Annotated in this window: 20 protein-coding genes and 1 pseudogene; 6 read left to right on the top strand and 15 right to left on the bottom strand. The window is 35.6% G+C overall.

Going from position 1 to position 22,352, the window contains the following annotated elements; all coding sequences use genetic code 11:
* Window positions 1-208: 208 nt before the first annotated feature.
* On the bottom strand, window positions 209-826 hold the full coding sequence (locus tag H7992_RS00730) for an NUDIX hydrolase (RefSeq protein ID WP_187046391.1): 618 nt from the start codon (window positions 824-826) through the stop codon (window positions 209-211).
* 118 nt (window positions 827-944) lie between these two features.
* On the opposite strand from H7992_RS00730, the gene H7992_RS00725 reads away from it, so the two are divergent.
* The 5 genes and pseudogenes from H7992_RS00725 to H7992_RS00710 all read left to right on the top strand — a co-directional run bounded on the left by H7992_RS00725 (window position 945) and on the right by H7992_RS00710 (window position 4,959).
* Window positions 945-1,463 carry a TetR-like C-terminal domain-containing protein gene (locus H7992_RS00725; protein WP_255428548.1) on the top strand — a complete coding sequence of 173 codons (519 nt, stop codon included), beginning with the start codon at window positions 945-947 and terminating at the stop codon, window positions 1,461-1,463.
* A 131-nt stretch (window positions 1,464-1,594) separates the two neighbouring features.
* The gene (locus tag H7992_RS00720) at window positions 1,595-2,224 is read left to right on the top strand and encodes a TetR/AcrR family transcriptional regulator (RefSeq protein WP_187046390.1); all 630 of its coding nucleotides are present in this window, start codon (window positions 1,595-1,597) and stop codon (window positions 2,222-2,224) included.
* A 109-nt stretch (window positions 2,225-2,333) separates the two neighbouring features.
* Entirely contained in the window at window positions 2,334-3,068 is a 735-nt protein-coding gene (locus H7992_RS00715) for a glucose 1-dehydrogenase (RefSeq protein WP_187046389.1), read from the top strand.
* A gap of 468 nt (window positions 3,069-3,536) precedes the next feature.
* Window positions 3,537-3,646 (top strand): annotated as a pseudogene (locus H7992_RS24995) (helix-turn-helix domain-containing protein); the annotation flags it as partial.
* Window positions 3,647-3,711: 65 nt separating this feature from the next.
* The gene (locus H7992_RS00710) at window positions 3,712-4,959 is read left to right on the top strand and encodes a DUF4153 domain-containing protein (protein WP_187046388.1); all 1,248 of its coding nucleotides are present in this window, start codon (window positions 3,712-3,714) and stop codon (window positions 4,957-4,959) included.
* Between the two features lie 179 nt (window positions 4,960-5,138).
* On the opposite strand, the gene H7992_RS00705 is transcribed toward H7992_RS00710, so the two are convergent.
* On the bottom strand, window positions 5,139-6,215 hold the full coding sequence (locus H7992_RS00705; RefSeq protein WP_187046387.1) for a helix-turn-helix transcriptional regulator: 1,077 nt from the start codon (window positions 6,213-6,215) through the stop codon (window positions 5,139-5,141).
* Window positions 6,216-6,397: 182 nt separating this feature from the next.
* Here H7992_RS00705 and H7992_RS00700 point away from each other — a divergent pair, with 182 nt between their 5' ends.
* Window positions 6,398-7,564 (top strand): solute carrier family 23 protein, encoded by a 1,167-nt coding sequence (locus tag H7992_RS00700; RefSeq protein ID WP_082786452.1) that lies wholly within the window; start codon window positions 6,398-6,400, stop codon window positions 7,562-7,564.
* A gap of 163 nt (window positions 7,565-7,727) precedes the next feature.
* Here the strand turns inward: H7992_RS00700 and H7992_RS00695 are convergent, their stop codons facing one another.
* The 13 genes from H7992_RS00695 to H7992_RS00635 form a co-directional block, all read right to left on the bottom strand.
* A complete protein-coding gene (locus H7992_RS00695) occupies window positions 7,728-8,345 on the bottom strand; it encodes an NUDIX hydrolase (RefSeq protein WP_187046386.1) in 618 nt (205 codons plus the stop codon).
* Window positions 8,346-8,471: 126 nt separating this feature from the next.
* On the bottom strand, window positions 8,472-8,918 hold the full coding sequence (locus tag H7992_RS00690; protein WP_187046385.1) for an ATP-binding protein: 447 nt from the start codon (window positions 8,916-8,918) through the stop codon (window positions 8,472-8,474).
* A 426-nt stretch (window positions 8,919-9,344) separates the two neighbouring features.
* The gene (locus H7992_RS00685) at window positions 9,345-10,565 is read right to left on the bottom strand and encodes an MFS transporter (RefSeq protein ID WP_187046384.1); all 1,221 of its coding nucleotides are present in this window, start codon (window positions 10,563-10,565) and stop codon (window positions 9,345-9,347) included.
* A 720-nt stretch (window positions 10,566-11,285) separates the two neighbouring features.
* Window positions 11,286-11,855 (bottom strand): SLATT domain-containing protein, encoded by a 570-nt coding sequence (locus tag H7992_RS00680; RefSeq protein ID WP_187046383.1) that lies wholly within the window; start codon window positions 11,853-11,855, stop codon window positions 11,286-11,288.
* The gene (locus tag H7992_RS00675) at window positions 11,833-12,711 is read right to left on the bottom strand and encodes a nucleotidyltransferase (RefSeq protein WP_187046382.1); all 879 of its coding nucleotides are present in this window, start codon (window positions 12,709-12,711) and stop codon (window positions 11,833-11,835) included. Before H7992_RS00675 ends, H7992_RS00680 begins: the two co-directional genes overlap by 23 nt.
* 157 nt (window positions 12,712-12,868) lie before the next feature.
* Window positions 12,869-14,035: a helix-turn-helix domain-containing protein gene (locus H7992_RS00670; protein ID WP_187046381.1), complete on the bottom strand. Its 1,167-nt coding sequence runs from the start codon at window positions 14,033-14,035 to the stop codon at window positions 12,869-12,871.
* Between the two features lie 37 nt (window positions 14,036-14,072).
* Window positions 14,073-14,801, bottom strand: a complete 729-nt coding sequence (locus H7992_RS00665) for a DUF5986 family protein (RefSeq protein WP_187046380.1) — start codon at window positions 14,799-14,801, stop codon at window positions 14,073-14,075.
* Between the two features lie 400 nt (window positions 14,802-15,201).
* Window positions 15,202-15,543, bottom strand: a complete 342-nt coding sequence (locus tag H7992_RS00660) for a hypothetical protein (protein ID WP_222617999.1) — start codon at window positions 15,541-15,543, stop codon at window positions 15,202-15,204.
* Between the two features lie 428 nt (window positions 15,544-15,971).
* Window positions 15,972-16,985, bottom strand: coding sequence for a retron St85 family RNA-directed DNA polymerase (locus H7992_RS00655; protein WP_187046379.1), 1,014 nt, complete (start codon window positions 16,983-16,985; stop codon window positions 15,972-15,974).
* Between the two features lie 203 nt (window positions 16,986-17,188).
* Window positions 17,189-17,530: a hypothetical protein gene (locus tag H7992_RS00650; protein WP_187046378.1), complete on the bottom strand. Its 342-nt coding sequence runs from the start codon at window positions 17,528-17,530 to the stop codon at window positions 17,189-17,191.
* On the bottom strand, window positions 17,530-18,537 hold the full coding sequence (locus H7992_RS00645) for a phosphoribosyltransferase-like protein (RefSeq protein ID WP_187046377.1): 1,008 nt from the start codon (window positions 18,535-18,537) through the stop codon (window positions 17,530-17,532). Before H7992_RS00645 ends, H7992_RS00650 begins: the two co-directional genes overlap by 1 nt.
* 91 nt (window positions 18,538-18,628) lie before the next feature.
* The gene (locus H7992_RS00640; protein ID WP_187046376.1) at window positions 18,629-21,523 is read right to left on the bottom strand and encodes a DEAD/DEAH box helicase; all 2,895 of its coding nucleotides are present in this window, start codon (window positions 21,521-21,523) and stop codon (window positions 18,629-18,631) included.
* A 25-nt stretch (window positions 21,524-21,548) separates the two neighbouring features.
* Complete coding sequence (locus H7992_RS00635; protein ID WP_187047747.1) at window positions 21,549-21,953, bottom strand: (deoxy)nucleoside triphosphate pyrophosphohydrolase; 405 nt, start codon at window positions 21,951-21,953, stop codon at window positions 21,549-21,551.
* Window positions 21,954-22,352: the final 399 nt, after the last annotated feature.

Here is a 22,352-nt window from a genome sequence, read left to right as displayed (position 1 = left end):
AAAGTTATGAAAGGTGCTAATGCAATCGCGAATTGTATCAGAACCAGGCACCTGAAGTTTAATACTATTACATGCAGTTTCCAGATGAATTGACTCCCTCGGCAGATTCATAGTCAACATGTGATTACATTGAAAAGACTCTCCATAATGGTACAAAGTGAGGTTATTTCAATGTAATAAGTAGTTCCTTCATAATTAAAAACATCACTCACTTTATAATTCCTATAAAATGTTTCAAAATCCTAGCCGTTAAACCCCAAATTGTATAGTTTTCATAATCAAAAAACCATTCTTCCATTGAACGAGCTCTCCATTGATACTGCGTACCATTCATTATTTTTTCATAGGGAAAGCTTGGCAAAGGCACTGGTTCAACGGATACTACATGCATATAAGGCTCATAATTCAATAGCCATTTAATGGGTATTGTAAATACCTCTTCAACTTCTTCTTTGTTATACGAATGAATAATTTGATTGTAATCAATGGTTGCTACAAATGGATAAATAACAAATGAAGATGAGGCAACATAAGGGCTTAATGTCCCTACAATCGTAACCATCTTTGGGTCGACACCTAATTCTTCATGCGTTTCTCGTAAAGCGGCAGCCATTGGGGATGGGTCTGTGGAGTCGATTCGACCACCAGGAAAACTAATATCACCGGGCTGTTTTCTCATAGTGAATGAACGTACTTCGAAAAGGATATGCCATTCTTCATCCACTTGAACAAGTGGTATTAAAACCGCTGAACGAAGAGCTGTTTCCTCCCCTATAAACAGGGGCTGATTTTCATTTAACTGGTTTTTTAGTTGATCTAAGAACATGAAATCCCCCTCTCCATAGTTGGTTATATTCTTTTTATCGTACCATGTAAAGATTGACAATTAAAGAATCCCATAGAATCTGCTGTGGTTCTCGATAATGAGAGAGTTGTAATTCGAGGTGTGGATTGTAGAACGTTTGGCGCTTTGGGGATGCCTCAATCACGCCTCATATAATCGCAGTACGTTTTATGTACATTATCAAGATAAAATTCAATTGGCAGAAGACTTACTTGAATCGATGCTGAAAGGCTTAGAAAATTCATTGGGAAAGCCATATATACCTGGTCAAAAATTTTATACAACAAAGCTAAATACACCTTCTTTTAATATCATTTCTTACATATATGAAAACCGGAATTTTTTTGAGCTGATCAAATATGATGAGCCTTTACCAGGATTGCATACAAGATTCCCACAAACAATTTTAAAAATTTATCAAGAACAATTCATTTTCCAAACGATTAACAATATCCCTGTAAACTTGGATTATTTTAAACGTTATACTGCCTTTGGATTTTACGGACTTATTCTGAATTGGATTAACAGTGACCTCAAAGAATCTCAAGAAGAATTTATCGAAGAAGTTATTGCGTCAACGAAAACTCACATATTTCCAATTGAATATATTGGGGAATAATCGAACCACTACCCTATCAACTTCTTTAAAATATCATGCTTAAATTTTAGTACTTACCCCGATGCGATTACAAGTTGATACCAAATAAACATGTTACAATCAATGCATGAAAAACAGTTGGAGTGACGAAAATGAGTAAACGAGAACAACAAAAACAGCAACGTCGTCAAAACATCATCCTAATTGCAAAGGATTTATTTTTGGAAGAAGGTGTGCAAACTATACAAATGCAAGATGTTGCAACTACTGCTGGCATTGGGATTGCAACGTTATTCCGCTATTTCCCTAAAAAAGAGTATTTAATGATTGCGGCGACGAATGCGATTACAGATGAAATGGCCACGGATATTGGGCAGATTGTCGAGCAGCCGGTGACGGCATATGAAAAAACCGAGCAAATTTTGGAGTATTATATAGGCATAACGAAGGATCTACAACTGCGTTTAGCAAAATATTTCGAGTCCTTTAATTTATATGAAAAAATAGCAGAAGAATCGCCTGAAGACTATGCTGAATACTTATCTGTACGGAGCAAATTAGCTCGTATTTTATTAACAGTAAGTGAACAGGGCAAGCGAGACGGTTCGTTAAGATCGGATGTTGATTTGGATCTATTTATCATGACAATGGTACAAAATTTCAGCTTATTCACTTATAAATCAAGCCTAACAAAGCATGATACCAATCTTTCGACATTGCTTACTTCGGACAAGCAGCTGGCGATGATGAAGGATGTATTTTTACGCTATATTCAGCCATAAAATTAGGGCCATATGAATTGACATTCGCATGAGAAAGCTGTTTACTAGTAAGTATAAAAGTGATAGTCGACTATCACCTTTTGCGAATCTATTCTAGGAGGAATTTTATATGAGTCGGTTATCAGGTAAAGTAGCGATTATTACAGGAGCAGCACAAGGTATGGGTGCATCACATGCAAAATTATTCATTGAGCACGGTGCAAAGGTTGTTTTAACAGATTTAAATGAGGAAAAAGGAAATGCATTCGCAGCTGAATTAGGTGAAAATGCACTTTTCATTAAACAAAATGTAGCATCTGAAGAAGATTGGGCGACAGTTATTGCGAAAACAGAAGAAACTTTCGGTCCAGTAAACGTATTAGTAAATAACGCCGGTATTACAATGGCGAAAAATATGCTTGATATTACAGTAGAAGAATACCGTCGTATCGTGGACATTAACCAAGTGTCAGTATTCTTGGGCATGAAGACTGTAGCAGCTTCAATGATAAAAGCTGGCGGTGGTTCAATCGTCAATATTTCTTCTATGAACGGCTTGGTTGCTGGCGCTGTAGGTTACACTGATACAAAATTTGCAGTACGTGGTATGACGAAAGCAGCTGCAATCAACTTAGCGCCAATGGGTATTCGTGTAAACTCTGTACACCCAGGCGTAATCGCCACACCAATGGTGGTTCAGGAAGATACAAAAGCAGCTGTAGAAGCATTCTCTAAACATATTCCACTAAAACGCGTAGCACAACCAGAAGAAGTATCTAACATGGTACTATTCTTAGCTTCTGATGAGTCTAGCTATTCAACAGGTTCAGAATTCGTTATCGATGGTGGATTAACTGCACAATAATATTAGTACATGAAAAATCCATATAAGGTTTGTAAAGGTCGATTTTCTATTAACATAGAAAATCGACCTTTGTTTTTCCGTAAATAAATAACCTCATTACTTATGATACGGTTCCCCGTAATGCACCTACATTAGTTACTTTTATTTTAACTTTCTTTATAGCCTTCAATTTTATCTTGAATCCATCTTTTATGCCTCAAAAGTTTAATTCCAGTTTAGCCCTTATTCATTATGGAAGTCACAGACAGGTTAGTTGCATGAGTTTTATTTGTAATGAGGAATGTTTTATATTTTGTCTAATTCATACTATAACAACAATAATATCGCTAAAGTTAATAAATATTTATTGATAAACAATAAATTATGCGTTAAAATGAAACATACAATATATATATGAATTGCTTTTCATGAAACCAGAAATGATTTAACGATATGCGGTGTAATCAATAGATAACCTTGCTATATTGAAAATATGGAAAGGCAAAACCCATTCGATTGTTAACTCTAGAGGCGATTCGTAAGGCTTTAGAATGTCACCTGGAGATATTTCAGAATACAAAAGTGACGAAGACATTTAAGTTTGTTTATATGCATCGTGGAGGAAAGTAGGACTTGTATGACAATTATTAGAGGAGGTATAACCGTGGAAATCGACAATTCGATTAGTAAAAATATTGCTAATCCACGTGAGCTGGAGAGAATGTATAGAGAAGACCCCAAAGCTTTTAAAAAGTCATTCTCACACGCCTGGGAACAAAACCCTGATTCGCCGGTTCTTGCTGCTTGGTATGAAAGATTGAATTTCAAGGAGGCGGCACATACAGAAAAAACTTCCTTGCTTCAGAAAGGTTTCTTGTTCATGGGCATTTTAGCCATTCTGGCGGGGATAAGCACCAGGATCATTTTCCATTTTGTCGAACAGGAAGCAATTGCCCCAATTAACCTTGCTTTTGGGATTCTTCCCTTCATTGCAGCTTATTTTGTATACAAAAATAACCCCCCAAAAAAGGTTCTTTACACCCTTGCATTGATGTTCCTACTCTCTGGGTTGTATCTTAATATGCTGCCATCAAATCATAATGACAGTATTATCCTTGCTTATTTACACCTTCCCATATTTTTATGGGGATTGATTGGGCTTGCATTTATAGGAAATGAATATGGTATGGGCAGCACAAGATTAGCCTATCTTAAATTTAATTTGGAATTTTGCATACTCTACGCCAGCATGGCAATTAGCGGAATGTTGCTAGCAGCATTAACCATGCAGTTATTTAGTTTTGTCGGTTTGGATATAGAAGACTTCTATTTTAGAAATGTCGTTTTATTCGGTGCTGCCGCTCTCGCTATTGTGGCTACATACCTGGTATCGATGAATCTTAAACTTGCTAAGAATATTACACCCTATATCGCTAAAATTTTTAGTCCTCTTGTTCTGGCCACATTGTTGGTCTATCTTATAACGGTTATTTGGGTCGGAAAAAATCCATTCTTGGATCGCAATTTCCTGCTAGTCTTCAACGGGATACTCTTTAGTGTATTGGCCGTTACCATATTTTCCATTACCGAAAGCGGTACAGACAAGAAAAAGAACATTTCTGATTATATAAGCTTCGCCCTAATTATTCTTGCTCTTATCATTGACAGTGTGGCTTTGTCAGCCATAGTGTTCAGACTTTCTTCTTATGGGATTACACCCAACAGAATTGCTGTTTTAGGCGTAAACATACTTATCTGGGGAAATCTAATCTGGATCATGGTCTCCTATATGCGTTTTCTACAAAACAAAACCGGGCCTTCAACCATCCAAGATGCGGTTACTAAGTATTTGCCGGTCTACGTACTTTGGGCAGCTTTCGTTACATTTACTTTTCCTTTAATTTTTAATTAGAAAGGCTTTACTATTGTAACGGATGCTGATCTTCCTTATAAATGCCAAAAATGAGCAAGGTTCTATTCATAACTTGTTCATTTTTGGCTTTTTATTTTTCTGAAAAAACCGCATTTACTTCTGATACGGTTCTCCGTGATGTAACTAAGTGAAGTTTTTTGTATAAAAATAATTTAAGTTCACTTAGCTTTATTAATAAGCTCGATATATTGCGAATCTCCGTATCCTATTGTGGGAAAAAGATCAAATAACCTATTAACTAATTCCGCTGTTGAAAGATCTTTATTTTTGGAAATATATTTTACTACTTCATTATTTTCTTTTAACATATCTAAAAATATATCTATTGCCTGATACATTACTGGGAGTAATTCAATCGATGGCTTTCTATGGTTTATCAATACTTCTTTGTATACAGATTCATAATCTCCTAATTGAAGCTCAGTTTGGCTGACTTTAAATTCATCCTCTCTAAAGCTATTTAATAATACTTTTCCTTTGTATCCGGACTGTTCAAAGTAAGTAAGAATTGTAAGAAGATTCATCTGACAAAACATGTCTTCACCAAACCATAGAACGATATATTTATACTCCTCCTTAAAAATAGTATTGAAGGGATAAATAACCTTCCTGATGTAGTTTTCTACTGACACATGATGTCCTAATGCTCTTGTTTGAATAAACTCGTCGTCAAAAACTTGTGGCGTCGTCGCATGTACACACATCGCCTCATTGAATGGTACATAATCAGAATCCCCCATCAGTTTTTCTGCTTTAAACTCTTCATACATAACTTGACCATTCAATACGTTAAGTACGTCTTTGTCAAACAGTTCTCTCTTCACATTTTGTAACTGTTCAACCTCATTTTTTCTAGACATATACACGCTATCCCCATCCTCGCTTTGATCGACAGTAAGTTTAACAAATGACTGTACAGGCAACTTATTTAGTTGAAATTCTCTTGGAGTTACACCAAAAACCTTTTTAAAGGCTCTACTATAAGCCTCTTGAGATGAATAGCCATATTCAAAAGCTATTTCAATTACCTTCTGATTGCTCGACAAGTCTGCTGTAGATAAATATAGCCTTCTTAAAAGAACATAGCGCCTAATACTGATCCCTGTTACCTGATGAAATTTAAAAGAACAGTAATAAGGGGAATAACCCATGTAATTAGCCAATTCATCTAGTGAAAACTCTTTGTTTAAATGTTCTTCAACCCAATCTATCATAAGCTGTATATACTCATTCATTTGTTTCACTCCTGAATAAAATTATAAGTGATATCCTTTTCTTTCTTATGATAGTTCTTGTGATGTGAAAATTACTTTTCCATGTAAGCGTAAAATATTATTCAGTATTACTCTTTAATTCTTATTCTAAATATTAAATAGGAGAAATATCATGTATTAACACTAGTAAAGGGGGGACACATTTGAAAGGTTTTTTGAAAGCTATACCATTATCCTTACAGCATTTGTTTGCAATGTTTGGTGCGACAGTTTTAGTTCCAGCACTAACTGGTCTAGATCCAGGGAGTGCACTTGTTGCCAGTGGTGTAGGAACGTTAATTTTCCATCTTATTACACGAGGAAAAGTTCCTACTTATTTAGGTTCATCTTTCGCTTTCATTGCTCCTCTAGCATTGTATGTAGGAGAGTTAAATTCACCCGGTCAGGCCGTTGCAGGTCTTATCGGTGTTTCCATTGTTTATGCCATTGTATCTATTATCATTTCATATGTCGGTTTTGAAAAAGTTCGAAGAGCAATTCCTCCAGTTGTTGTTGGACCAGTAGTCAGTATCATCGGTCTTGCACTAGCAAGCACGGCGGTGAACAACATGGCTGCTGTCAATTGGGATGTAGCTATCGTCAGCCTTCTTGCAGCAATCTTTGCTACGCTTGCAGGTACTAAGATGATCCGCCTTTTCCCGCTCCTCATTGGTCTTGGAGTAGGTTATGTCTATGCTGCGGTGCGTGGATTAGTTGATTTTGGTACCATTGCCAATGCACCAGTGTTTGCCCTTCCACAGTTCGTAATGCCAGAATTCACATGGGTCGTCATCTTGGGGATGGCGCCGATTGCCTTGGTTACCATCATCGAAGACCTTGGACATATGATGGTACTAAAAGAGATTACAGGTAAAGACGTAACAAAGGATCCTGGGTTTTCAAGAATCCTATGGGGGAATGGTCTTGCAACATTAGTCTCCGGTTTCATCGGCGGGCCTGCACAAACGACTTATGCGGAAAACCTCGGCGTTTTAGCCATCACACGCCAATTTTCCAGTAGAATCATTCAAGGTGCTGCTGTTATTGCGATTATTCTAGGTCTGTTCGGTAAAGTTGGAGCTGCTATCCAATCCATTCCAGTTGCCGTGATGGGCGGCATCTGTATCTTGTTATTCGGTATGATTGCAGGCATGGGGATCCGTCACATCATTGAGGAAAAAGTTAATCTGGCGAATATGAAAAACTTGGTCATTGTCGCAGTTATCTTTATCATCGGAGTTGGATATGCTCATGGTATAGCCTACGCGACGATCGCTGGATTGCTCATTTATTGGCTCGTACCTGATTTTACGACAAAGAATGAAAGTTAATATGAAAAGGCTGCTCCACTCAACACTTTTGAGTGGAACAGCCTTTTACTTTTAAGTAAGCTATCGGGCAAAGGCAAGCCATTTAAAACCTCATTTACTTATGGTACTAAGTGAGGTTTATTAATTTTCATAATCGGCGCTTCTTCAAGATTACAAGTTTCACTCATTTTATGATTTCTATAAAATGTTTCAAAATCCTAGCCGTTAAACCCCAAATTGTATAGTTTTCATAATCGTAAAACCATTCTTCCATTGAACGAGCTCTCCATTGATACTGTGTGCCATTCATTATTTTTTCATAAGGAAAGTTTAGCGAAGGCACTGGTTCAACGGATACTGAATGCATATAAGGCTCATAATTCAATAGCCATTTGACAGGTATCATAAATACTTCTTCAACTTCTTCCTTGTTATACGAATGAATAATTTGATTGTAATCAATGGTTCCTACAAATGGGTAGATAACAAATGAAGAGGAGGCAACATAAGGACTTAATGTCCCTACAATCGTAACCGTTTTTGGGTCGACACCTAATTCTTCATGCGTTTCTCGTAAAGCGGCTTCCATTGGGGATGGGTCTGTGGAGTCGATGCGACCACCGGGAAAACTAATATCACCTGGTTGTTTTCTCATGGTAAATGAACGTACTTCGAAAAGGATATGCCATTCTTCATCCACTTGAACTAGCGGTATTAAAACCGCGGAACGAAGAGCTGTTTCCTCCCCTATAAACAGGGGCTGTTTTTCATTTAACTGGTTTTTTAGTTGATCTAGGAACATGAAATCCCCCTCACCATAGTGGGTTATATTCTTTTTATCGTATTATTAGTGATTAAAACGGAACACAATTCATCCCAGTCACTATTTATAAGGATCCCTTTACCTACTCATAAAATCAGACTATCCCTACGAATTGTTCCTGTACGGCAGACACTCTTTTCCTTGCCTAATGGTTGCTGTACCATTCGTTGTTGTATAAGGTGGGGTTTCCGGCAAAACGTTCATGACAAGGAGCCGAATCGAATGATCTTTATAAAATAGTTCATCAAATGAAGGAATAATGTGTGGATCTGTATTTTCAAATACCCTTTTTTCTAATTCCTTTATGTCTACATCAAATGGAATCCCTATTAAAACATTGTCTATTCCCCGCACTTTGTCGGCCACGCCGAAAACAACGCTACCCCCGCCGCCATTCGCCATACAAACAGCATATTTAATCATTTTATTGACATTTTCCTCCTCAGCACTATAATTCCATTGTTTAAAGTCTAGGTCCTGCGCTTCAAAATCATCTGCAATATGATGATCCAATTGCTGAATAATCGTCATGATTTCGCTTTTATTCTTCACTCGAATATCCTCCTTTCCAGCAAAATTAATCTATATCACATGTAATGACGTTAACCAATGCTTATACAAAAAAGGCAGTCCCTTATCACAAATGTACTTGTGGGAACTACCCCTTATTGTATTTATATGTTTGTTCCGTCATGGCTGTTTATAAAACCTTTTAAAATTGCACGCCGGCTCCATACTTGCAGAAAGCCCTCCGTGGTTCATTGATCCATTCAATCAGCTTTATCATGCATTTGTCAGCATATATAATTCCCGACTTACTCTAAACTGGTGCCTAAAATAAGGTGCCTTCGCTTGGTTAATACAGATATTCATTTGCTCAGCATATAGTTTTGAAACGTCGCCTGCTTACTAAGCACACTTTCACTATCATGAGCTGGTCTCTTCAGGCGCTGCCTTGCACCTAGGCTTCACTGTAGTTTATACAACATTACTCGCTTTTATCGGTTGCAATCCTTTAAAGTCCATTGCTTTTTTTCTAAAGTGAAAAATGACGGCCATTAAACACGCAAGAATAAAGGTACATAATACAAGTGACCATAGGGTAACACTGATTGGGTATCGATCTATCAGTTCGCCAACAATTCTTGGCAGAAATGCACCGCCTAATCCCCCCATTGCCATCAGTATGCTTGTTGTCCATTCCTCTAATCCTTTAGACGTTTCATTAATAATCAAGAGACCAATTGAGAAAACTCCACCCATTAATAAACCCGTTAAAAATATCGAGATAAAGCTAAACATGACAGAGGTTGAATAAGCAAACATCAAGAGGGTGAAAAACTGACCCGTACAGCAAATAATAAAGAGCTTGCTATAACCTATTCTATCTATGATGCCAGTCATACTGATACGTCCAAGTGTCATCGCTGCCCAAAAGACAGTAATGCTTAAGGCCAGCGTGGACGCATCTAAATTCGTTGTTTTGCTCATGATTGTCGGCAAGTAGTTTGGCAAAACCATTTCCGTTCCCACATACATAAAGAAAAACAACGCACCCGTCGCAATAATCGGTAATTGCCTTTTAGAGTAACGTTTTCTTTCAGGTTTATTCCCGTCTTCAGGTAAAGCCTTCACCTGTCTTTTTAAAATCGGATCCAATTCTCCAAACGAAAGAAATAACCAGAGTAGCATAATGACCGAGGCAAACACGGCTACAAATGTAAACGAAAAGTTCCATACACCCGTCATAATCAAAAATGCAGAAATGACTGGAATCGCCAATGCGCCTACCCCAAAAAAGATTTCAACTATAACAAGTGTCGTAGCCTTCTTTTCTTTTAAATGGCCAATAATAAGGGAAGCAACAATTGTTTCAGCAATCCCTATTCCCGCCCCACCAAATGGAGCAATAGCTAACATCACAGTCCAATTGGGTAAGACGCTAAACACAAACTGGGAAAGCGCAAAAATGAGTAAGGCAAGAAAAATCGTCATTCTCCGCCCAATTCGATTAACGATAAGCGGCGCGATCATTACTCCACCTAAAAAACCTAAAAATTGATTCATAATCAACTGTCCGCCATCCTTGTAATGAATCCCATACGAATCCACCATAGGTTCTAAAACGGTCCCAATAATAATATGACCAAACCCATTCAAACAATAAATTAAAGAAGCAATCCATACAAATTTCTTCATTTTATTCTCCATATCTGCATTATTCAGCATTATTTGAAAGTAGTCCTACTTTTCTCATACTATCAATAATGGCCAGTGTCGTCTATATGGATTGGGGTTTATGTTGCTGGAGATTATGTGAAATGAAATAAGGTACTTGGTTCCCAACGGTATGTAATTGTTGGGAATCAGGCACCTTATTTGTTTTGTGGTTGAATCAATTCTTGAATGATGAGTGTTCCTAGCTGTCGTGTGTTGAAGGGATCTCCTTTTGAATTAAATGTGGAAATCGAAAGCAAGCCGACAATTTTTCGCAAGAAGTTGTAAAATAATCAACCTATTAGACTAATCAAAAAACTCATTTCATTTTTATATTTCTACAGTTTTAAAAAGCATTGTGGAAGTATAATTTCCCCTTTTAGCTACTATTTAACTGTTTATTCATTCTCCGATATCATAAAATTGCATAAGAAATCTTACCACCGAGCCGTGCTTATTTTAATTGGTAAAGTATTGTGTATTTTTTTAGTTTTTTTTTATAATAGCCTAAGCAGTTGTATAACAATTGCTTAGGCTATTATAGTTTACATACGGAAAGGCTCTCCATAAAATATTTAAATGTGGCTTTCTTGGTTAGCGACCAGTTTATTTTCAAATGGAGTTAGTACTTGCCTAGTTTTTCTTCTGAAAATGTAGCCCTATTTTCCACCTCCCTGAATATTCTAATCCAATAAAAAAATATTATCTATTCTCTCTTCTTATAGAGTTTGGAAGCATTACATCAATTTCCTTCTCTGAAAAAGTCTGTTCCTCTTCTGTTTTTAATGCCTTCTGTGCTTCCTTATAGCTTTTGGAATCTGTTCTTGGTGATTGAGCATAAATTTCCGCTGTCCTATTTTGTAAATCATCTCTTTGTTCCATTACTTCTGACGCTTCAAGTAAGTCGAAGTCTATAAGTAACGAAACATATTCTTCTCTTATTTTCCATAATGCATCAGCAGCCTGCTGATGGGACTGGGCTGTTTCAACCAAGTCGAAATTTTTAGTGTAAGCATTTAGTATTAACAAAGCTATAGAAATAACAGCCCCCACAACACTTACAAATATCTCATTAGACAAAATAATTGCTAAAAAACTTCCTGTAGTTAAAGCCGACAATACAATCTGCCAAACCTTAATAGTATTACTTTTTGATAGAAGCCGCTGTACAATTTTATTTTGGCAAGTAAATGTATAGACTACACGCCCATAGGCTTCCCTAATCTGTGACTCCAACTTATAGCCTTGACTAGCTAGGGAATTTCGTTCCATAAACTTCCCTCCATTTTTGCTTAGATGAATAAGGGTTACCATTTGTTTCGCGCACAATAGCCTCTATAGAAAGACTATATGCTCTAGATGCCTCACTTTGAAAGTTACCACTCTTCCAGACATATCGACTACTACCTGGTGCTAACCAGTAAAGGTTAGCTTCATCTATATCCTTAAGGAACATAAAGAAGTCTCTACTCATATAATCATAAAAAGCAAAAGATTCATTTTTATACGCCCATTCATTAATGAATTTATAGGCTAGAGTATCAATTAAAATTCCACTCATCGGAACATCACATTTGTTCTTCCATGCTCGTGCCATCCTGCATAGTCGTTTTAAATTTTTGTTTGTAGCATTATTGCGAGCATCCATTGCACTGATTTCTTTCCGCGGGTCAGCAGTTTTCCATGTCCCACCATTGTTAGTATCGGGATACGTAAAGCTACCGTCATCATTAATAAAAGAAGGAACTATTTCAAAACAGATTCCATCCGTAAAACTAATTCCTATGACTTGCCCATCACCTTTTAAATTCGACGCACTATATGTCTTTTGTAACGCCACTTTTACGTCTTGCAATAAAGCAGACTGACCATTGCTACTATAACCATCATATTTTTTATATATCGCATAAGGCAATTGAACAACCATATCAATATCACTGGTCCATATTTCAGTACCTCGGCCATAAGAGCCTACGTATAAACTATATGATGTCTCCGATGTACTATCCCAGTAATCTATATTAATTCTTTTTGTTATCTGGCGGTACCTAATTTGAATTTTATCAGTAGTTTCATTTGCCATCCTTAAGTTAGTACAGAATGTTTGAAAGTTAGTACTTACTGACATACTATATCTCCTCTCGCTTCCTAAAACAGACAAAAAGCTTTTCTAACTATATGTTGAAATAAAGAATCTTATCAACAACTATTGGTGCTAGAGAATGCCCCCCTTAATCATTTCAGTTCTATTTCAAGTAACCACTATTTTGATACCATTTATTGCTTTATGATTTACTTCTATTTTCTTTTTCATTAATCAATGATACAATTTGCGGCTCCTGATACTCAAGGTAACCATTCTCGACATTTGTAATTTCTTCAATAAAGTCCGTGGGAAGCAATAAATTATAGTGTTTAAAAATCTCCTTTGGTATTTCATGTCCCTTAAGAATACTATTTTCAACCAACAACTCTATAGCCTGCTTTAAAGCGATTGGCTTCGATATTGTTTTTACATTATCTAGCGGTTCACTAGTCCTCCACTTCCTATAACTCATTTGCCTCTGAAGTCTTTGATAATCGTCGCTAGATATAAGTCCTAAATTAAAAGCCCTCATTACCATTGCCCCAATAGAGACCTGCCATTTTTTCTTTAAATTTACGTAGTAATCTAGATTTAAAGGGTCCAAGCTAATATCTTTTGTAAAGGTTTCTTTAGGTAACATAAAGCAAGCAGCAAATTCATTAGCTTCTTCCTCCATCTCCCTATATTCATCTTTTTCTAAGCTCTGTGGATCTAATACTTCAGAGTGTAAAACCCAGTGGCCTAACTCATGCGCTATGCTAAATTGTTGTCTATAATACGAATAGTTTTCTCCTTCCAGGATTACAGTATAGTAAACATTCTCATTAATTTTTGTTTGACTACTAAATGCGTCGACCTTATCCATATTATTCGAAATTAATGAAACAACAAAACCTTGCTCCTCCAAAATTCTTAAGATATTACTTATAGGCTTATTAGATAATCCGAAATCTTTTCGTACTTGATAAGCAAGAGCTTCAATTGATTCAAAATCATCGACATTCGGCTTAATTGGTAACATTGGGAAATCAATATAGTTTTCTAGAAAGTCTCTTATGACAACCGACATATTTTTCGTGAATTCACTAGGCACCTTTTCTTTTTGTGTCGATGTTAGACGGGATCTAAAAAAAGTACCTTCCGTTTCCAATGAAAATGTATCTTCCCCAAAGAAAAACTCTCTCGGAAACTTAAGATTATTTATTATTTGAAAAAGGACTTCAAGACTTGGTACAGCCTTGCTATTCTCATACTTTGATATCATTTGTTTAGTTACACCAACTTCTCCAGCTAAATCAGTGATGGATTTCGTTCTAAAGCGCCTTGCCTCCCTTAACCTATTTCCGTTAAATTTCACATCAGACATTACTAATTCCTCCAAGTTAGCTTAAGAAGAAGCAGTGTCACCCTTTTTCCTCTTCAGCTTTTTTAGATAGCTTAATTTCATTAATCTTTTCATTCTTATCTTTTACTTTAGCTTTTAATTTCACAATAGTTTTCTCCGGTGCTTCGTCATTAATTGCAGCACTAGATGAATAGTTGGTTGACATGTATTTAGACAGATTCATTTCGTCAATCAACTCGCCGTTGCTTGTTAACAAAATAGCTTTAACAGTTGTTGCAATGCCTTTTGCTTCTTCCAGTGTAAAAACAACAATGCTATTCACTTCTTCATACGAGTCCCCTAATATTTCTCTCAATTGCTTGTCTCTTTCATCATCATATGAAGTATCATCAAAAAGATCAGGTTGATAAAAAGGGGCTTGGCCATCTTTAGATTTATTTTTCACAAGTAAGCAATCTAAATAATGAAATGGCTTCTTTCCCAGATCCCTCAAAATACTTTGATAATTCTTGTCTCTAAAAAAAACAAATAACTCTTTTTTTTCATTTTCGAGAATAGTAACACATTCCCATAAAGCGTTTCTTTTAATATGTAGAGGTGTATTCCCAGTTTCTATCGCTACATCATGCAAGCGAGAGTACTTAACATCCCAAATGTTTTGATTTTTGGCATTACTCGTTTTACCGCCAGTTACGGCTTTAATATCTCCTAGTTCTTCGTCGTAACTATCTGAAAAAGCCCGTGTCATTTTTTTTAACAAGTCTTCGTTGCTCTGAATAGAAGCCATTTTCATCCCCCTGCCTATAATAACTATAATTATATATACAATATCGCATATTAAACGAAATAAGTAAACCTATATCGCATTATACATTAAAAAAAGAATACAGAATATACGTTTTCTCAAGATCTCGAATCCCTATAAAAAACTAGCTACTTCACCACCCTTATTTGAATCTGATTTATGTATGTTGGACCCATTCAAATTGGCTATAAGAAATAGGAATTGATAAGCTGAAGATGAATCCTAAATACAACAGGAAGAGACGGAATATGAAACATGTTATAGCATTTGATGTTGTTGTCTAGATGAGATTTCACTTTCAGTGTCGGTTGTGAAATAAAATAAGGTGCCTGGTTCCAACAATACTTACTTGTTGGAACCAGGCACCTTATTTGTTGTATGGCTAAATCAATTCCCGAATAATTAGCGTCCCCAGCTGGCGTGTATTGTAGGGATTACCTTTTGAATTAAATGCGTAAATCGAAAGCATGCCAGCAAGCTTCCACAAAATCGGCTTTACAACAACTTGCTTCACGCCATCCTCAAAAACTTCAATCGTCCCACTTTCCAGCTCCATTTCTTCTGCATTAAATTGTAAAATAATCACCCGGTCCACGAATTGTAAGGTATTCAGATTGAAATAAACATGACCTTGCGCACTCATACGCGTCGTCGTCTTTGCCGAAATCCGTTCATCGTAACTGAACAGAGCCAGCTCTGCCAAATTTTCATTCGTATACATCACTACATATAATTCACCTATACGTCCCATGAGGTATCGTAACTCAGCCAGATACGCTCCCCAGCTGAGTTCTCATTCTAACCAACTCATCGCTTCTCCTAGTGATTGAATGATTTGCATTTGTGTTAGCGCTAGGGGATGCCTCCCGCCGGAGACTATATAGAATCATTAGTTCAACCTATATAGTTCCAATGATAAAACTCACCATAAGAATCCCAATAGCAACTTTAGCCATATAAAGCAAACCTTCCTGAGCTGGGCGCAACTTATTACGTTATTGAAATAACAGCTGTTAAATTGATTCCGCACCGGTATGTTTCGAGAAATGTTAAAAGATGGATAATATCCGACGCTTACTTTTATTAAGCAGAGAAGCCTCGTCTACTTATAGTAAATTTCACTTTAATGTATGAAAATGCACAACTTTAAAATTAATATTGCCAATTTATCTTATCTAACTCTTTTAAAAAACTTTCACCCTTACTTTTATCTACCATTTTAATATATAATGCTTTTCCGTATAAATGAAGTTTATAATTTGAATAAAGTATACCTTTTCTATCCATATGACCAGAAACACCATACTTTTTACAATAATATATCTCTGAACGTAACTCTCTAATATATTTACGTGGAACACTCACCTGCGAATTTACAACTAACCCCGTCACTAATTGTCTTTGATTTTTTAATTGCATTCTTGTTTTGCTTTCATTTATTTTAAACTTTTCACTTACTATCAGTTCTTCTAGTAAGGGTATTAAGCTATCTAGTTTTTGATTAGAAGAGAATGTTAAATCATCAGCATATCTTGTATAGGTTACATCTTCAAACTTTATTAATTCAATAATCTTATTGTCTAAATTTCTACATACCAAATTAGACAAATATGGACTACTTGGTGAACCTTGAGGTAAAGAACCATTATAGTTACATATTTTTGAAAGTGCGCTAGACACTATTTTATTATAGCCTAAGGAAGTAAAAACTGTAATTATTTGTTTTTCTTTAATGGTCTCAAAAAAATTTTTGAAATCAAGATTTAATACATAGTTTTTATTTACATGTGGTATTGCATTATCTACTATGGAGCTGCCTAATTTAAAACCTTTCACACATTTTGGAGTCTCAACTTTATATAATATTTTATATAAAATCCAGATTTGAATCTTCTTTAACTTTTCGTAAGGAATATAAATGTTTCTTACTTTTCCTTTTTTGCTTTTTATTTTTGCTTTCGAATAGAAGGAAGTAGAGTTATTTACCATTTCTGATAAAGTTTCTTCAGATTCATCTAAATACAAAGCAAGATGCGCTAAATCAAATATCACAGGTAAATCCTTTTGCATTAGCCGCTCAGAATAACCGACTACCGTTTTAATATAATCAGTTTCGTAACCTTCTTTAATCATTCTGTCAGTTAAGGTACTTATATAATTATTCATTTTTATCACTCTTACTCAAAGTATTTAAAAGGGGCCCTCTACGCTATCTAACAATATTCTTAGTTTTCTTTATCCCTAACCTATGGATTATGAAACAGAGCGCTTTCCTTTGTTTTATAATCCATTAGTAACTTTTCTTTAATAGACGTCGACTGCGACGCCCAATTTTCTAGAGGGCCCAACTCTAGTATAAAACATTTCAGTTACTTTTCAAAGTTATTCGGAATATACACAATATTTTCATGAGACAAATTCCGCTGTTTGACAACTTTGGAATCAGTAAATTCAAGATTTAAGAAAGCATCCAAATCAAAGTTATTAAGATAATGTTCTTTAAGCCTTTTCAAGCCTAATTTTGTTAATATGTATCTCTTTACTACTTTGTCTTTAACAATAAGTTCATGTTCAAATAAATCTTCAAAAAATAGATTTAACATTTCATAATTAACTGACAGTACTAACATGATATCGTAAGAATTATATATATACTTCTTTTCATTTAAAAAGATCAAAATTAGGTCATGTTTAAAATCTAATTCTCTCATTAATTACCTCTTCTAACTTTTTCTCTTTGTTTTTTTATAAATTCTTTTCTTTTCAATTTTAATTCCTTCATCTCTCTAATTTCCTGGAAGGGATTCTCACTTTTCAATTTGAACTTATGATGATCTTTCTTTCTAGGAAATACAGGGTACCAATCATCTCCATTCTCCTTCCAAAACGTGGAGAGTGTGTTATTTGGAGTATTATAGTAAAATGCTACCATAACGCTAGACTTTTTATAACCCATGGCATAAATTTCATCATTTTCATCCTTATCTATAAGGACTTTTTCGTACTTTCTAATTATTTTTTTATGCTTCTTTTTAATATCTTGGTTTGGGTATATAGATAAATTATCAAATATTTTTCCCTCTACCGTTTCATTAATCACCTTTATATCCCATTCCAAATCAACGGAAAGTTCGTTTACTTTATCCATGCCCTTTTCAAGGTTAATTAAAGAAAATAAATATAAATTCCTTCCACTTATCAAATCAGGCAACTGACTACTTATACGGTAAATAAAGTCAATAAAGGTGTCTCCACTACCTACTATATCATCTAAAAAAACGATATTTTTAACCGAATCCAGATTAAAACTATCAAAAAAACTAAGTGGGTCAATAGCTATATTTTTTTTAGATATAAATTCTTCGCTATCAACCGCTTCTTCAAAACACTCTAATATATTGACTGCACCATTGTATATCCCCCCAAAAGATGTCACAGATAAAAAAATAGTATCTTTAAAATTTGGTTCTATCTCTTTATACTTTGAATATAATTTTCTTAATCTATCTTCGATATTGAATCTGCTCATATAGGTAAACTTTGATAATAAGTATAAAAAAGTTTCTTTTTCTTCTTCCGTAACTTTGCTTAACCATTTTTCAGTTCTACTCGCTAGATTTTTAAGTTTAGAATCGTATTTCATATACTCTTTATCTATGTTATTTGTTTCCATAAACGAGTTTAAATAATCATGCATAATATCAGTACCCGATTGCATATGTCACCTCTATTAAATTAATGTAACTAAAATCATTATAATTTCATTACATTAAATGTATTTTCTTGTTGCTAATTAAAAAATAATAACTCTACTCTTTCATCAAATAATTATACAACTTCCCCTCCACAGCCTGCTCCATCACCATGTTCATATGCACAACCGGAAGTTCCTTCCCATTCTTATCCGTCATTCTATCTTCCTCAACACTAGACTTGTCCGGAACCCCTCTTCCTAGATAATAAAAATCAGTTCCTTCATCGTCATCCTTCTTTACGAATATGTGAATATCCATATTGTTCTCAGCTGATTGAATAACTCTTTGAACTTCCTGAGATTGCAACGTCCTGTTACTTCTTGTATACCATTTAAAAAGTCCTGGGCTTAAGAACTCATCTCCGTAGTCGACACTTGATTCGACTTTATCATTTTTATGGTAGGTCACGAAGATTGGACATGTGCCGTGCTTAGGCTTGTACCCGTACATCGTCGAGCTTTCGTCACTGCCCCAATCCAATAGTTTACATGCATCTTTTCTTGAATACTTTTCGTACAGTGTAAGCGGCTGATCGCATTGATATTTTTCTGTTTTCTCTTTTGCACTGTCTATGACATCTTTAATTATTTTTGTGAAATATGGATTCTTCGCCAGACTTTCCTGTATGGATATATTGAGCTGATAGCGTCCGGCCTCATTCATTTCCGCAATCGGCTTTTCTCCGTACTTACTTTTATTGGCCAACGTAAAAAATGAAAGATCCAAGATGCGATTTACTGATTGCAGGGTACCTTTATCTGTACGACAATCATTGGCTGTTAACTGCTCCAAATAGTCATCGTGTGATACTTCATTTTGCTTCAATAACATCTCAATCAAAATGATTTCATGCTTGCGTTTACCATTTAAAACTTCTGCGGAAAGCATTGTTAATACTTTATCTTCATAAACACTTAATGCGGAAACTTCTTCATTCATTTTCAATAAAAAGCGATAGTAGTTCACATACTTATCCGCGATAACTATCGGATCAATGGAATGATTTACAACAAAATCATAAAAATACGGAACTCTACCGATTTTATTTTTCAAATCAGTATACGCGTCTCTTAAAATCCTTAACGCCGTTAGATTACTTTGATTGATGGAGCTGAAGATTTTTTTCTTAGCAATTTCCTCGAAGTTAATCGTTGAAACACCTTTTATATAACTCGTATCTTTCGTATGTCGACGTATATTATCTTTATTTAGAGACTGGTCGCCAGAAAGTGCAACTGGAATAAGATAGTTGTTTTTATAATTCCCGATAAAATCAATGATCGTGACATAGCTTTTCGAATTATGCTTCCGCAGGCCTCTTCCAAGCTGTTGGATAAAGATAATGCTCGACTGCGTTTGTCTCAGCATGACGACTTGATTGATACAAGGAATATCGATTCCTTCATTAAAAATATCCACGGTTAAAATGTAATCAAGGAATCCGTTTTCCAATAAGTTTATCTGACGCTCTCGTTCCTCTGGAGCGTGATCGCCTAACAAAGCAACCGTTCGCAATCCCCTAGCATTTAGCGCATCAGATAACTCTACAGCTTCATCTTTTCGACTACAGAACATTAACCCCTTTATACTCTCACCAGAAAAACCATAGTACTCAACCTTTTCAAGTATATGATCGACACGTTCTTCCGTGACAAGCTTTGATAACAGTGTTGCATCATCAATTTCCTCTCCATCACGTTCAAAATCTGTCACACCAAAATAATGAAATGGACAAAGCATATCCTCTTCAAGCGCTTCCTGTAAGCGGATTTCATACGCGATGTTGTAATCGAACAACTCATAAATATTAAAGTCATCTGTTCGTTCTGGCGTAGCTGTCATGCCCATTAAAAACTTCGGCTTGAAATAGTCAATTACCCTCAAATAAGAAGCTGCCCCAGCCTTATGTACTTCGTCTATCAATATATAATCAAAATCTGTTGGATCGAATTGGCTAAGATTCTCTTGTTTTGATAGAGTTTGAATACTAGCAAATAGGTATTTCTTATCAAGCTGCTTACTTGCCCCCACATACATGCCAAAATCTTCACTGATCCCACCAAGAATTCTTTGAAAGTCATCCTTTGCCTTGTTTAAGATTTGCTCCCGATGAACAATAAACAACATGCGCTTAGGCGCAAAGTTTCTCACATCAAATGCAGATAAATACGTTTTTCCAGTACCCGTCGCAGAAATAACGAGCCCCTTATCTTTTCCTTCATCACGGACCGCCTGAATTTGTAACAATGCTGCTTGCTGCATATTGTTGGGGATTATTTTTAATGACTCTTCGATTGCATTGGTCGCATACTTACCGGGCATCTCAACAACTTGCTCAACTATCCTTTTATCCGCATTTTTCTCGTACTCTATTTCATAACTTTCTATCCACTCTTTAGTTAGTAATACCGAGCCGGACCATACATCTTCAAACTGATTTTTAAAGTGATGAACAATATCGCCATCTTCATGGGAAGTCAATTTCACATTCCACTCGTAATTCACTTTCAAAGCATGCGCGGTTAAATTGGAACTTCCCACGATCAGAGAGTAGTGCGTTTTTTGTTTAAAGATATAACCTTTGGAATGAAAGCCTTTTAACTGCGTTAGGCGCACTTCTACATTCGTTAACTTCATGAGTTCTTTAAATACTTTTGGTTGATTAAAATATAAATATGTAGAGGTTAATATTCGACCTGAAACACCCTTGTCCTTAAGATCTAAAAACAGGGATTTCATTGTAGCAAGACCACTTTCAGTAATGAACGCTACTGAAAAGATGAAATCTTCACTGGTTTCAAGTTCTTCTTGTAGTGTATTTAAAACGTTTATATTTTTCTTCACATTATTGATTAATAGTTCTGGTTTAAAACTACCCAATTTGCTTTGGTTTTTATCGATGAATCCCTCTTGCAGTGAGTCATTTAAATTCCGCATAAAACTTTCCATATGATCACCGCGTCTCTTTGCTATTTTATTTCTTCCGGATTAGATTCGTTAACTTTTCAATTGCTGGAATATCAGCAGGCGCCCAGTTCAATGATGGTAACTCTTCTCTCGAAACCCATCTTATTTCCGCATGTTCCGAAAGCATTGGTGTTCCAGAAATAACTTTCGACATAAATGTCTCAAGCCTCACGATAAATTTTTCATATTCATATGTTGTATCTTCAATTTGATCAAACACTTCAATGGTACAGCCCAGCTCTTCTTGAACTTCTCGCTTTAAGGCCTCTTCTTTTGTTTCGCCTTCTTCAATCTTACCGCCTGGAAACTCCCAAAAATTCGGCAAGGTCATTTCAGGTCCTCGTAGTGCACAAAGGATTTTACCAGTTTCATTTTCTATAATTGCTCCAACAACATGTACTATTTTTTTAATTGTAATCACCTATTCTTATTCTATTTTTCATGCCAGAAATAATTATCTGTTAATATAAACAAATCATACCATATAGTTGCCATGTGAATTATTAATTTATCTGAGACCTTCAATTCTTCAAGACCCCTTGCATACTATATTTCTCCTACAATCACAATATTCCCGTTGTCATGAACCGTTAAATATTCATTCGATGTTGTAACCGATTCAAAGCAAAATCCTTCTGGCACCAGTATTCCACATTTTGAAAATAAACACTCATCATCCTTTAGGCCTTTCATGCGAAGATCCTGAGCGGGGAGTATGATGTTTAACTCGTAACTTGTTGTACAGATAAATCCGAAGTGCTCTTAGACTAATTCATAAATTGTACAGAGTTGCGCACCTTCTAGTGAGTAT

Source organism: Sporosarcina sp. resist, assembly GCF_014302295.1.
Taxonomy (GTDB): Bacteria; Bacillota; Bacilli; order Bacillales_A; family Planococcaceae; genus Sporosarcina; species Sporosarcina psychrophila.
This window is presented reverse-complemented; position numbering and strand designations above follow the sequence as displayed.